The organism is bacterium, assembly GCA_021371935.1.
Taxonomy (GTDB): Bacteria; Armatimonadota; UBA5829; order UBA5829; family UBA5829; genus UBA5829.
Map to the genome: position 1 here is coordinate 298,238 of JAJFVF010000022.1, position 14,944 is coordinate 313,181.

Consider the following 14,944-nt stretch of genomic DNA (forward strand, 5'->3'; position numbering starts at 1 on the left):
ACCGTATGGCTCAGGTTTTCCGCCTTACTTCCGTCGCCATGCTTATCAGTCACCGGCTATTATGATGATACCCTCATTGCCTAAACTTCACAATTAGCTTTATGCTCTATTTTTTTATTGTCCGTGCGAACTAGCTGGTAGTAATACGGAAGTATTACACGTGATTTACATTTACCTGACTTGACCCAAGCTGCACAGCAAACTACAATTAAGCGATGGAATGCAATAAGCATTTGATACTCGGAACCGCCGGGCATGTCGATCATGGCAAGACCACACTCATTAAGGCCATGACCGGTATTAACACCGACCGTCTTAAGGAAGAACAGGAGCGAGGCCTTACTATTGACCTGGGTTTCGCATCGCTTGTACTGCCGAGTGGACGGCAGATAGGCATTGTCGATGTGCCGGGACATGAGAAATTCCTCAAAAATATGCTCGCAGGAGCAAGTGGAGTCGATATCGCGCTGCTGGTGGTGGCTGCCGACGAAGGCGTTATGCCTCAAACACGTGAACACCTCGAAATACTTGAACTGCTGGAGACAAAGCTGGGAGTCGTCGCGCTCACCAAGTGCGATATGGTGGAAGATGAGTGGCTGGATATCGTTCAGGAAGACCTTGAACAATACCTCAAAGGCACATCGTTCGGCAGTGCAAAGATTGTCAGAGTGTCGGCGACTGACGGCGGCGGCATAGATGAACTCATCAAAGAAATAGACATCCTTTCGGAAAAAGCGACCCAGCGCACAACGCAGGGACCGTTCAGACTTCCCATTGACAGAGTGTTCACAATGACAGGCTTCGGGACAGTGGTAACAGGCACTCTGACCTCGGGCACAATCAGGCTTGGCGATGCCGTCACCATTTTGCCGCAAAAAATCGACTCGCGAGTCCGTCAAATTCAGGTTCACGGCAAGAAACTGGATGAGGCTTATGCAGGAAGCCGTGTCGCAGTAAACCTGGTGGGGGTCGAAGTGTCGGATATCAGACGCGGCAGCGTGCTCCTGGCACCCGGATACCTCGGAACAACCGATATGCTCGATGCAAGTGTGTCGGTGCTCAAAGACTCCCCTCGGCCGCTCAAAAGCAGGATGCGGGTGAGAATGCATATCGGCACACTCGAAGCAATTGGCCGTGTGACGGTGTTGGGCAAGGATGAGATAGGTCCCGGCGAAAAAGGGCTGGTGCAGCTGCGGCTCGAAACCAAGATTGTGGCTGCGCGGTCGGACAGGTTTGTGCTGCGATTTTACTCACCGGCTCGCGTGATGGGCGGCGGAGTTATACTCGACCCGAATGCTGCCAAACACCGAAAGAGTGACATAAACACAATACAAAGGCTCGAACGGACACTAAAGGGCAACCCGGCGGATATCGTTGAATACACTCTCGCTGCGTCAGAGATGGGACTGTCGGTAAAAGAGATTGTTCAGCACACATCTTTGGGGGAGTCGGAGGTTAATGCCGCACTCGAAGAGCTTGTCTGCAGCGGACTTGCCGTCAAATTGTCCGGCAGGTTTGTGCATAAGCCCGGGTATGATATGGTTGCATCCAGAATAATATCGACTGTGGCGGCATATCATAAGGCAAATCCCATAAAATCGGGGATGCCAAGTCATGAACTTAAGGCCGCTTTGGGACCGAGGATCGACCAGAAAGGTTTTCAGGCAATACTCTCATCCATGGCAGCAGATGGAAAAGTTGAAGTATCAGACAGCATTGCTAAACTGCCGGGTCATATCGTGACCCTTGATTCTCGTCTGGAAGAAATACTGCATGCAATTCAGAGAGCTTACCATGAAGCAGACATCAATCCGCCTCTGCTGACTGAACTTGAAAAAAAATTCGGAGTGGATGCGCGTGAGATTGTGACTTTGCTTGTGAATCGCGGTGAGTTGGTTAAAGTTGACACCGATCTATATTTTCACACGCAGGCTATTCAAAGAGCGGAATGTGCGCTCAGGACGTATCTTCAAGAAAATAATCATATCACTGTGGCACAGTTCAGAGACCTTGTCAATTCGAGCAGGAGATATGTGGTTCCGCTGTTGGAGTATTTCGATTCCAGGCGTGTTACGCGAAGGATGGGTGACCAGAGAGCGCTGTTTGGGAGATAGGAAATCCAGTTGTTCTATTTCGGTCGCGATCAGATATCGCGCCCGAACGCAGACAGAGGGGAAACTGATGGCTCTTAGCTCTCCACTCTCAGCTCTCAGCTATTTTATCGAGGAAACGATATGATACATTCAAAATCAAACGAGCTTTTTGAACGAGCGAAACAATTGATGCCCGGCGGGGTCAACAGCCCTGTACGTGCGTTCGGATCAGTCGGCGGGCAGCCCATCTTTATCAAGCGGGGCAAAGGCTGCCGCGTTTTCGATGAAGACGGTAACTCATACATAGACTACGTCTGCTCATGGGGACCGCTCATCCTTGGACATGCATATCCAAGCGTGGTCGATGCAATAAGGCAGACTGCACAAGACGGCACTACATTCGGCGCTCCGACCGCTATGGAAGTCAAGATGGCTGAAATGATCGTTGACGCGGTGCCGTCGATAGAGATGGTGCGGCTGGTAAGCTCGGGCACGGAAGCGGTTATGAGCGCAATACGGCTCGCTCGCGGTTACACCGGTCGTGATAAGATCATCAAATTCGAGGGCGGTTACCACGGCCATGCGGACTATATGCTCGCAAAAGCAGGCTCGGGGGTCGCGACATTCACCCTGCCGGACTGCGCAGGAGTGCCGGTAAGCGCCGCGTCGGATACAATCGTGATGCCGTATAACGACATGGACGCGGTCGCGAATGCCGTGAACTCGATGAAAGATCAGATCGCATGCATCATCGTGGAGCCGGTGGCTGGGAATATGGGTGTAGTGACGCCTAAGCAGGGATTCTTGAATGGTTTGCGAGAAATATGCAGCGCAAACGGCATTCTGCTGATATTCGACGAAGTAATCACGGGTTTCAGAGTGTCATATGGCGGAGCGCAGGAGCTTTTTGGGGTCACGCCGGATATCACTACTCTAGGCAAGATTATCGGCGGCGGGCTGCCGGTCGGCGCATATGGCGGCAAGCGTGAAATAATGGAACAGGTCGCGCCTGTCGGGCCTGTGTATCAAGCTGGAACACTCTCCGGCAATCCGATTGCGGTGAGTGCGGGGATAGCGACCATGGAAGCTCTCAAACACAACGGATTCTATGACGATCTGAATCAAAAGTCCGATAGACTAAAGTATGGAATCGAAAAAGCTGCAGCAGATGCAGGCATTCGGGTGAAGATAAACAGTGTCGGGTCTATGATGACTGTATTTTTCACTGATGAACTGGTATGTGACTATGCATCGGCTAAAAAGAGCAATACGCAGGCATATGCGCGGTTCTTTCATGCAATGCTGGAGCGTGGAGTATACATGGCACCGTCTCAGTTTGAGGCTGCATTCTTATCGGCTGCGCATGGGTTCGATGAGATCGAATATACTATAAAAGCCGCATCCGAAGCGTTCAGGCTTATCGTTTGACGCTGGTGACTTCCATGCAGCCGTTATATTGACCGGAGACGCCATAGTTGATCACATCCATCCCGAGGTTCTCCAGAACAGACTTCAAAGACTTGAAGGAAAAATAGTTCAGGTGTTCGCATACCCGCCACATCGCGTCCTTGTCCTTCATCACCATGGCAAATGCGCTCTCGAAGTTTGGTGTCGATACCCACAGCAGGCCGCCCTCGTCCAAAAGCGAAACTGCCTTGTTGAGCGCGGCAACTGGATCGATCGTGTGCTCGATTACATCACCCATGCATATCACGTCGTAGGTTTCGTTGGGCTGATAGTCCATAAAATCGACTGCATGCACATCGATATCGAGCATACGGGACACTGCGTCTGCATATGAAGGCCTGATGTCGATGCCGGTCACGTCAAAGAGCATCTCCTTGGCAATTGCGATCATCTCACCAGCGCCTACCCCGACCTCCAGGAAACGGTTGCCCTTTGCCGCAGACCTCAAGCCCGCGACTATTGCAGAAAGCGCGTGAAACCTCTGGGTGTTGGGGGCAAGACAGGACTGATGAGCGCTGGTGCTTAGTATTGAGCCGAGATCGGCAGGACGGTTGGCGGCGTAAATATGATTGCACGAATCGCAATACATCCACAAACGCACAGGGTCGAATCCTGCTGTAAAGTGCTGATACATCGCAACATTATAGCAGGAGTGCTCCTGCCCCTCTTTTCCACACAGAGGACATGCACCTACTTCTGTCTGCTCGGCTACAGCATATTCATAGTTATGAAAAGGATGATCCGGCTTCGTAATCGTGCTCATAAGGCGGGAGTTGACCTCGAATGCCTTGCGGTGGCAATTGAGTGAATTGCGAGGCTCCTGTCGGCGGTTGAGTATCTCACCCATGCGATAATATGCCAGCGATCCAATCTGATCCGTCCCGCGCAGTTGTGAATATAGATCAAAAGCCTGATCCTCCTGCGACCCGGCCATTAATTTCTCTGCCTTATTGAACAATTCCACCGGATTCACCTGACATGCAGTTGCACTCATCTCTTCCTCCCAAATGCAGCCTTGTTAGCTGCCATATCATTTATCGGTATGAGCGCGGTTGTACTGAAGTGCAATACTATGCGCTTACAACAATTGGGTTGACTGAGTCGGATGCAAGTGTTACGATCATGTCGGCGCATGTTACGGAGGATCATATGACCACACTTGAACGATTCGGCGTATCTATGGAAGACGAATTGCTCAGTCAGTTCGATGCACTTATCGGAAAGAGAGGCTACCAGTCACGCTCGGAAGCCATCCGAGACCTTGTCCGGCAGGAACTGGTTAAAGAAGAATGGGCTAACCCGGAGGCTGAAGTGGTCGGGACACTCACAATCGTATATGAACACCATGAGCATGAACTCTCCAACGTGCTCACTGAACTTCAACACCAATACCACTCATACGTCGTGTGCAGCACACATATTCACCTCGACCCGCATAACTGCCTCGAAGTCATAATCCTTAAAGGCGCAAGCGCGAAGGTAAAATATATCGCTAACACACTCATCAGCACACGGGGCGTTAAGCACGGCCAACTTGTCTCGACAACCACAGGTAAAACAGTTTCTTGAAGGTTTCCTGACAGCAGCAAGATAAGTAACATAAAAGACAACTGGGCAAGGTGGTCCGGGCTCTTGGCTCTCCACACTCTGCTCTCAGCTTCTCTAAGGAGACTATAATGAAGCGTTCAGAGTTAATTGCGGCTCAGGAGAGGGCACGCAAAATGTTAAAGGATGCCGGCATAGCAATTACGGCGGATGAATCGGCAAATATAGAGGTTGCGGATTTTGGACTGGGCAGGCTTGAATCCGAAGGACTCGAGATCGTCGTCTACGAAAACAATGACCGCTACTGCGCCAAAGAGATGCTGATATTCCCGTATCAGACATGCCCCGAACACAAGCACCCACCCATAGCCGGCAGACCGGGCAAGCAGGAAACGTTCAGATGCCGGAAGGGCGAGGTATATCTGTATGTGCCGGGTGAGGCAGCAGCAGCACCTAAAGCAAAAATTCCAAGTGAATACTATACCGTTTTCCATGAGATAGTGCTTAAGCCGGGAGAGCAATATACACTCGTGCCCGAGACATTGCACTGGTTCCAGGCAGGACCGCAAGGAGCTATCGTCTCCGAATTCTCCTCGCCAAGCGTGGATGAGGCCGATATCTTCACAGATCCTAATATCAAGCGGATACCTATTGTGGAAGACTGAACAGGAATGCCACTGTGATATTTGTCCGGGGCAGGAATACCCCGGACAATCTGGTCTGTGATTTGAAATCGCGGAATTATCTTTCGGGCTGGATCAGATATCCAGCCCGAACCTATCGTCTAGCTCTTAAGTCGCAACTTCAGACGCCTAATGTAACCGAGCATCATCATTCCACTTGACGCCAACATAGCGCTTGGCCACTCGGGAATTGCAGGGCTTGATGGGTATTCATATGTCATATTGTCTGCCACCCACCATCCGGCATTGGCAAAATCATCCTCATCAGCGTATAACAGTACGTAGCTGATCCTGCCGGAGGATGAATAGAGATCAAGATATGATAACCCAGTTCCATTCCAATATTTGGAATTTGCATCGCCGCTTTCCTGGTCGAGCAGATTCCCACCCAAATCATACGCCTCGATGACAAACGTATACCAGCTTGAATAGCCTATCTGGAAATGAGATATCGAATCAGTGAAATTCACCCGAACCACGTTGTCATAGGGACTGCTCAGTGCCATATCGCCTGAAATAAAAAACTCCCAGTTCGTGCTTTGCTTGCCGTTATCAGATTTGAACTTCCAGCCTTCATCGATATCGGCATATATCACGTCGTCGCCGCCTATGGTGATGAGCTGTACACCTGACGTGATCCAGCCCACGGCATCCCAATCGGTGCCGCCCTCGAAGTCGAGAGTAAATGCCCACAGTTGGCAAGCCAAACACATCAGCAGCAGGCTTATACAGGCTATCTTTTTCATTTTGTACCTCCTATGGACCGGCAATCTCAATATCCGATGCTGATCTGGGCGTGATGCTTCGGAATATGTGATCGCCGACACGAAGTATTGAACTGATTCCGGTCACTGTCACATAATCTCCCCTTGTGGGTTTCGTAAGTGTGCCGGATATGACACGCACGCCCTGGAATATGGAGCCGTCATTTGCATGCGTTCCGTCATCTATGTAGAAATAGGTCCTGCCGGCTGCAGTGACTTTACCCGTCGTTTTGACCAGAAGGCCTATGTTATTTGCGCCCGAGCAATACTCTATCCCCCGCTGGCCGGAGCCGTCGGTCGCATCATAATCAAGATCGCAGCCGCCGAGTGAGTCGTTGGTCATTACGAACGGCTCAATTGTGTAACCGGAACCCGTCACAGTCACCTTGTCGGCAATTAGACACCGCTCAAATGAAGATGTGGTGCCCATCGTTCCGCTCAATGTCAGACTGTCCCCAACACTTACTTCGCCGCTCCATGTGACTCTGATGCCGCATACACGGTCGGTCGGCTCGACATAGAAATAGCCGTCAAATACAGCCGTAACTATCAACGACTCATCTTCACCGAGCGATACGGACGCTCCGTCCGCCTCCTGCTTGGCCAAAGCCGTGGTGGTCGATGAAGTGACCTTTTCATAGATCAGAGTATATTCACCCGTGCTGTCAAAGTCGAAGATATGCACAAGGTGCTGACGATATGGGTCTTGACCTTCCTTTCGGATGGTCCGGTGTGTCGTCCAGGCGTTCTCATCGACCATGATCTCGCGGCCGTCCGACCTGATTACCCTGGTCAACCTATATCTTTCCACACCCGGGTCAGTGCCCCGGATATAACACCAACCACTTTCAGCTGAAGCGGAAAGATGAACCTGCAGATTTGTCGGCGACAGAGTGCCGCTGATAGTCGCACCGGTGACCGAAGTGACCGGAGCGGTGGTCGCATCAGAGCTGTATACGATATCAGGCAGTGAATTGATATCGGGCTCGTCGTTGACCAGGAAATCGGGCTTATTGTCATCGCCGGGAACATCGATACGAACCACATGGATCAGCTCATGGATGTCCACACCATTTATCAGCGATAGATCATCCGTCTGATCGCCGTCAACCGACGTCAGATGCAGATCACCGAGATCAGTAATATGCTCATATGTGGCGCTGTAGTCTATGAATTTGCCCTGCAGCGTTGAGGTCATAAGCCATCTCGCCACGGCAGTATCCTGCGGCGCAAGGTCGCCAAAGTCAGCCGTCAGAGACGGTGAGACTTCCTGCGTGCCGATCTGAGTGCCGATGATCTTGAAATCGATCAGCAGGCCCTTCTCGTTCTCGATTATCTGCGGCTGGGCAGACGTAATCTGGAAATCATACGCAGTGCCGTAGCCTGAGTTGGTGACCAGCAGACCCAGCGAGAACGGCTCGGCAGGTTCGACCTCGTCCGTAAACGGATCATCACTGTAGACATATTTCTGCATGAAGTAGTTCAGATGCAGGCTCGGGTTCGGCTTAACTGTGATAGCGTCAGGGAAGATCGGAACACTCACTTGAGAGCCGTTGAGCGTATAGTTTAATGTTGCGCCGACATAATATATCTTGTTTTCTGTCGGAGCCGCATCGTTCGTCGGGACAAGAGTCCATTCTGCCTTGCAAGTGGAACCGGCACTAAGAACACCATCTCCATCGACATCGGAAATTCCGTCAAGAGCCGAGTCGGTTATACCGAAGAGTGAGTTTGATGTGACGCTTTCCTCATCCTTTATACTTACAATTACCTGGACATTTTCAAGGGATGAAGAACCCGCGTTCTCCAGTTCGAGCGTGGCCTTGAAAGCATTCCTTGCAATCACGGCCTCCTGCTCGATCTGTATCTTGACACGGGCGCATATGCCTGAATCCTGATTGGTGGTCGCCTCTATATACTGATCCGACGCATATGAAAGGCCGCCGAATATCTCGGTGAAACCTTCTGCTTCCATCTCGTCAAGAGATGTCTTGGCATCCAGCAATTTGCTCTTGAACTCATCAGCAGGAATAAAGTCTGTGCTCTGGCCGTCAGGCACTTGATCGATTGTGCCGATACCGGCTGCATAGTATTCCATCGTCCTGTTCCATCGGTCGAGGAACTTTTCGACATCACTGTCGGTAAGCTGGCTGGGTCTTGTCATATTGAGCAGGCTGGTGCGCTCATCAGCACTTATGCTCTTGCCATCGGGAGTCTCTTCACCGGTCGCCGCATAAAAAGCCGTAAACCAGGTCCCAAGCGAGGTGTCGACACTCTCAGCGCTGAGCCATATCGGATCACCGAATATCTCAACATAGAGATCGAGAATGGGCTTTATCCTGTCGGCCTGCAACTCCAGATAATCGGCAGCGGCATTCAGGTCTCCGCCTACATCCTGCAGCCTCATTTTGCGGCCCGTCAGAGCGTTGTAGCGCTCTATTGCGGATGTCGTCTTGGTGGAACTGCCGCTCCAGCAGGCTGAGTACATATCTTTGATGCAGTTGTAGATATTCCATGCAGTCCCAATGATCGGAACGTCATCAAGACAACCTACAACTGTACCTGCTACGCCGTTTAGTATCGATTCAATGCAGCTTATCCAGTCCGACCCGATACAACCGTATATAGCCGTTCCAGCACTTGAAACCGCTCCAACACCGCAACCGAGTGGCAGAAAACTCATGACACAGCTGCCGAGTTTGTCCATGCACGGGTCGCATAAAGGCTCAGTGAGCACATAACTGCTGCTTACATACGGAGTGCTCGACGTTCCGCCGCCGCCGCCGGTCCAGCCGCCGCCGCTGGGACGACCTCCACCGCCACCCCACCAAGAAACGCTGGGCGGCCTGGTTGAAGAGCCGGGGCATACATTTTCAGGATACACGACATTTATCGGGATCCATTTCCACTTACCGTCATCCCCACACTTGAGCACATATAGCGCGCCGGCCTTGAGCTTGATACATGGATCGCTGGAACTCGTATCCCCCATAATCGACATCTTTGCGTCGCGTTTGCTCACATTACTTACCTGAGAAATATGCTCCTCCGGGTGCATTTCAATATCGACAATGGTGAGCGGGACCACTACGGTGGTCTGCGCAGCCAATGTGCCGATCTTGTCCGTCAGAGGCGTGAACTGATATTTCGGATTGTCGCCAAACTCAAGCTCGAACTCCTCTGCTGCAATAAGGCCATGATTGGTGATCGTAAGATCAACCTGCATCCTGCCGTCGACCATCTCGCTCAGGTCGATATTGGCAGGCTCAATGGTGACCACAGGTGCAGGAACGTTCGTCTCAAATATCGCTTCAACAGTTATCTCATATTTGTCCTCAATCAGAGTCGGGACAACCTTCCAGACATATGTGACAAGCTCGCGGGGCATAAATGCTGTGACTTCGCGCGTCTGATCGGCTTCGACAAGCACAGAACCGGTAAATGGGCCATGCTCCAGCGCCTGTAACTTTATGTTATAGTATGCCTCCGGCAGATTATTGAACTCAGCAACACCGTTTGAATCAGTTGTGCCGGTAATAACTATCGATGCATCGTCAACACGGGTAAGCGTGACATATGCATCGGCTACATTCGGACTGCCCTCAGCATAATATGTAAACTCATCGACGGCTGTCAGAACGAGATCGCCAAGCTTGTCTGATACGCAGTCGAACTCAAACGGCAGTGTCAGACTTGCCGTGGTGGAACTGATCACTATCGTTCCATCATACTCGACGAGTTCCTGAGTCTCCGAAGGTGTCAATGAAAGCACGATTGATGCCTTTTCACCCGGAGCTATCGGATCGATGGTTGTGGGAGTCGCCAGCGCCATCCATGAACATGACGGTATTGCAACATTGAGCGATGTCGTTGACACACCGCCGCTGTTTGTAATGTCGACACTGACGAGAGTCTGAGTCCCACGCAGCATCGATGCCTGCAGAGGACTTGTGCCGGCAGTGAGCACCGGTCTGTCCGGCTTTATGTGTATGGGCATCGTCAAAGATGTGGCCGCTTCCTGATCGCTTTCAAGTTCGATGGTTATCGTGCCGCTCATGTCCTGATCGCCGGAAGCAGTGAGTGTGTAACCCAGAGCTGCTATCTCACTGGCGTCAAGCTGTGAAGGACAGTCTACATCGACTGTGAGATTGGAAGGGGCATTGAGCACAGTCGCCGTTACACCCGTCAGTTCGACATCACCAAGATTCTTCAGGTCAACTTCATCGCTCAACGGCGTTCCGGGTATCACTTCCTCCGACACACTGCTCGGATTCACAGCCATGCCATAGAGCACGAATGTATCCTGAACGGTATCCGTGGTCACGTTCGGATGGTCCGCCGCAACGCTGTACCTGCCCGCTTCGTTCGCCAGCGGATTAAATGTGTATGAGAAGTTGCCGTTTGTATCCGTCTTGACGCTGTATACACGGCGCGTGTTTTTCACCAGTACGCGGACAGCAACTGATACTCCGGCGGCAGGCGTGCCGTTCTCAGTCCAGGTCGCGGAACCACTGAGATGGACGGGAGTGCCCGCAACAGCCGAATCGATATCAGCATTTACAGATGCCGTGTAACTTATCGGGACAGTGAGCTGCCAGCTCTGAGTGCCGGCGCCCGCATCGTTGGTTGCCTGGATGGTCACTGTGTAGCCACTCGGCAGGCCTTTCGGATCAGACCAGATAACTACACCCGTGCTGTGGTCTATCGTCATACCGGAAGGACCACTTATCAATGACCAGGTGACCGGGAGAGTGCCGGAGGCCAGAACCGGGGTCGGACCGGTATATGCTTGACCCTCCACTGCACTTTCATCCGCTATTGCAGCAATGACCGGAATATACATTATACGCATATCTATCGGTCCGTAGGCCGCAATGTTATTGTCTTCATCGGTCTCGGGCTGGGTATCTTCCGAATCTGCCTTGAGCAGAAGCCAGTAGTTACCGGCTGTGACCATAGGCAGAGTGACGGTGGCTGTCTGCGTGTAATTTGCATCCGGCTGGAGATTGAGTGGCCTCATCATATACACTAGTGAGATATCATCACTGCTGAGCTGGTCATCAGTGGACAAATATACACAGTCCGTCCAACTCTTCATGCTGACGGCAGAACCCACATTGGTAACCCGCCACTTGATGGAAGCCGTTAGACCAGCATATGCAATGTCGGTGGCACTTACAAACTCTGCGTCGAGATCGGGCAATGCCGGGGTTGTAAACGTACCATCATCCGATATTTGCTCACGGCCACATGAGTCCGTCGATCTGACACGGTAGTGATATGTAGTCGAAGGATCGAGGTCTGTCAGCGAAATCGAATGGCTTGTGACCATAGACGAACTGCTGACCGGAGTCAGCTCATAGCTGTCCGTAAGCCCATACTCGACAGTCGAGTCTGCCGGTATCGGGGTTGTCCACGTGACCGTCGCATCACCCTGAGATGCGCTCACGACAATATCCGTTATCTCCAAAGCAGACAGGAATATATTGAAACTTCGAGAAGCTGGAGAAGCATCTATATTACCTACAATATCTACCGCCGCCACCTCGAATGTGTGACTGCCGGTCGCAAGACCGCTCAGATCGACTGTGGTCTGAGCCGAATCAGTCGACCAAGCGCCGTCATCGAGGCTCCATCTATATACAAGCCTCGAAGTAGGCGTGGCATCATCGCTTCCAGTAAATGTGAATGTGACGGCGTCGGTGCAGGTGTAAGAATTATTACTTGGACCGCTTGTTATGGAAGTGTCGGGAGCGCTTGCGTCCTCGGTCACGTAAACTATTACACTAACCTCATCGATTCTGCCGGCGCTGTCTGTGCTGGTGAGAGCGATGACATGCTTGCCGACACTGAGAGTATATGTAGTAAATGACTGCTGCGTGCTAAGAACTCCGTCGATGTCAGAACTCCACTTGTATGTATACGGCGCAGTGCCGCCGGTGGTGGTCGCAGCAAAGGCTATATCGGCTCCATAAATATAACTCGACCCGCTCAATGGAGAAGTGATTGTGGAATGGAAGCCCACTCCACCTCTTATGGTCGATGATATGCCGGGATTGTCTGTGCTGCCGGAGTGCCACGCCACAGTGTATAGAATGCGCCCGTTTGTCTGAAGTCCAAACGGAGCCTGGCCAGACGAGGAATCATCATAAAGCTCGGTGCCCATATCGTTGGGAGTGGTCATCAGAGGACTTATGGTATCGATCGGGATCATACTCAAATCGAAATCTCCCATAAACTGCTCCAAGCCAATAAGATCGTTTATGCTGTTGATGCCGGTCTGGTATTCACTATGGCCTGTGCCCAAAACCAGACCACCGCCGTTGTCTTTTATGTTTTCATAGTAGTTTTCGGTGAGCTTTTGACCCTCGTCCTGCCATTGGCCGTTCCAGTAGGAAGATAGCATACGCGCATCACAAATAATCGCACATTCAGTATGATCGGTATACCAGTCTGCAATCGCCTGCCAATCGGATGTGTAAGCGTCATTGCCCGTCGAAAGATCATAGACCCATATCTGATCGAAATCTATGCTGCTTATTTGAGAGGCTGCCTTGCCTTCTGTGTCCAGAAGGACATAGAAAGCATTGGCTCCCGCATTTTGAAGCGTGGTGAAGATGCTCTCGCCGTCAGAATTATAACTGCCGCTGACATTGATAAAGAGCACACGCTGGACACTGGTGTGGAAGTGTCTTGTGGCGGGCGTCGGGTCGATATTGCCTGCCTCGTCTTTTGCCTTGACCTCGACTGTGTGATCGCCCTCGGAAAGATCATCATAGCTGTGGGTCGTCTGGGTAGAAAACTCCGACCATTCGCCGCCATCGATGCGCCAGGAATATTGCAGGTCACCGGCGGCTGTCGCGTTGTCGATGCCCGAGCAGATGAAATTCACCGGAAGGCTGTCGACTGTCGAACCGGCTGCAGGACCGGAGGTGATCACCGTGTCGGGAGCGCTGGCGTCAGAGCCGTAATACTCGTCCGCGCCGATATCTACATGTGATCCATTGACCCTCGGCTCGAACTCGAGGTCATACCACGTGGAATCGACTGCATTGTCGTAGCCCTTGTCGATACACCCTGAACCTTCGAGCAGACGATAGTTGTCTATAGATACGTTCGCGAACTGTGGGTCGACGGATATATCGTCACCGGCCGCACTTATACCTGAATACTGGTAATTTGTGTTTGAATAGACATCATTGCAGTGCAGAGTAACAGTTCCGCCTGAAACGTATATGCCGTAATTGTTGAAAGCCACTATATTATTTGATATGTCGGTCGTCGAGCTTGAAGCCGAAATGGCGGGCTGTGTGCCTGTGTTGTAAACTATGGTGTTGTTTGTTATAGTCGGCGACGCACCCGATGTGCGGATGCCGCCATTGCAGTCGGTTATTATATTGCCGGTGAGCTGTGGTGAAGCATCTTCGTCACAGTATATCGCCCAGGCGCTGCTGTCAGTCAGGACGCAGTTTGTTATCGTCGGACTTGCCGCCTGGCAGCGAATGTTGGCGGAATAGCTTGTCCCGGCATAACGAATCTCGGTATACTCAAGCACACTGTCGGCATCGTCGGTCTGATCTTTGAAATATATGCCGTTCCAACTGCCGGGTGTCTCGGTGGCGCCCGTCAAAACAATATGCTCATTATTGGTGCCGGCGCAGACCAGCGCACCATACCAGGGACCATAAAAAATCCGTCCTAAAACAATATAACAACCGGAGTTGAACTCGACAGTGGTTCCGGGACCTATGGTTAATATACACGGCTGTGTGGCATCGTTCTGGACGCCGTAGACTTCGATTGCACTTGTCACACGGTATGGCAAAGGCTCGTTCAAATATGTCTGGCTTGTTGTAACCGCTCCGCCTCGCACTACCACCACATCGCCTGATGCATTATCGCTGCCTGTATTGCCGTTTAGCCTGCCGAGAACATTGTTGCAATAGACGCTGATCGGATAGGTCGCATTGTCATTGATCGTATTGTCACTCAAATACGGCGCTGCGCCATTATCGGCATATATACCGTAGCCGGAGCTGTTTGTTATGGTGCAGTGCGATATAGTCGGCTCGGAAGATTCACAGCGGATATTTGCACTTGTGTCCTGACCGGCGTATGTGACGTCAGTGTATATCATTACGCTATCTGCATCATCCGTATATGTCTGGAAAATTACGCCGCGCCAACTGCCGGGAGTTTCGGACACGCCGGTAAGGATTACATGCGAGCCTTCAGTGCCCTCGCAGACCAAAGCACCATACCAGGCACCATAAAATTCTCTTCCCATATATAACCCGCAGCCGCTGTTGAACTTGACTGTGGTCCCGGATGGGAGTGTGAGTATGCTGGGCTTGGCCTCATCATTTTGAACCCCGTATACATTCACGTTGCC

At 51.5% G+C, this 14,944-nt stretch carries 7 protein-coding genes; 4 read left to right on the plus strand and 3 right to left on the minus strand.

Annotated features, from left to right (window positions below; genetic code table 11):
- Nucleotides 1–215: 215 nt before the first annotated feature.
- Complete coding sequence (gene selB / locus LLG46_15835) at nucleotides 216–2,114, plus strand: selenocysteine-specific translation elongation factor (GenBank protein ID MCE5324766.1); 1,899 nt, start codon at nucleotides 216–218, stop codon at nucleotides 2,112–2,114.
- A gap of 120 nt (nucleotides 2,115–2,234) precedes the next feature.
- Nucleotides 2,235–3,521, plus strand: coding sequence for a glutamate-1-semialdehyde 2,1-aminomutase (gene hemL, locus LLG46_15840; protein MCE5324767.1), 1,287 nt, complete (start codon nucleotides 2,235–2,237; stop codon nucleotides 3,519–3,521).
- Here hemL and LLG46_15845 read toward each other — a convergent pair.
- On the minus strand, nucleotides 3,511–4,554 hold the full coding sequence (locus LLG46_15845) for a class I SAM-dependent methyltransferase (GenBank protein MCE5324768.1): 1,044 nt from the start codon (nucleotides 4,552–4,554) through the stop codon (nucleotides 3,511–3,513). The genes hemL and LLG46_15845 overlap by 11 nt on opposite strands.
- Before the next feature lie 155 nt (nucleotides 4,555–4,709).
- Between LLG46_15845 and nikR the strand changes: the two genes are divergently transcribed.
- Both nikR and LLG46_15855 read left to right on the plus strand, forming a co-directional pair.
- Entirely contained in the window at nucleotides 4,710–5,129 is a 420-nt protein-coding gene (nikR, locus tag LLG46_15850; protein MCE5324769.1) for a nickel-responsive transcriptional regulator NikR, read from the plus strand.
- A gap of 107 nt (nucleotides 5,130–5,236) precedes the next feature.
- Nucleotides 5,237–5,770 (plus strand): D-lyxose/D-mannose family sugar isomerase, encoded by a 534-nt coding sequence (locus tag LLG46_15855; protein ID MCE5324770.1) that lies wholly within the window; start codon nucleotides 5,237–5,239, stop codon nucleotides 5,768–5,770.
- Nucleotides 5,771–5,889: 119 nt separating this feature from the next.
- Here the strand turns inward: LLG46_15855 and LLG46_15860 are convergent, their stop codons facing one another.
- Both LLG46_15860 and LLG46_15865 read right to left on the minus strand, forming a co-directional pair.
- Nucleotides 5,890–6,534: a hypothetical protein gene (locus LLG46_15860; GenBank protein ID MCE5324771.1), complete on the minus strand. Its 645-nt coding sequence runs from the start codon at nucleotides 6,532–6,534 to the stop codon at nucleotides 5,890–5,892.
- A gap of 10 nt (nucleotides 6,535–6,544) precedes the next feature.
- Nucleotides 6,545–14,839, minus strand: a complete 8,295-nt coding sequence (locus LLG46_15865; protein MCE5324772.1) for a right-handed parallel beta-helix repeat-containing protein — start codon at nucleotides 14,837–14,839, stop codon at nucleotides 6,545–6,547.
- Between the last annotated feature and the right edge of the window lie 105 nt (nucleotides 14,840–14,944).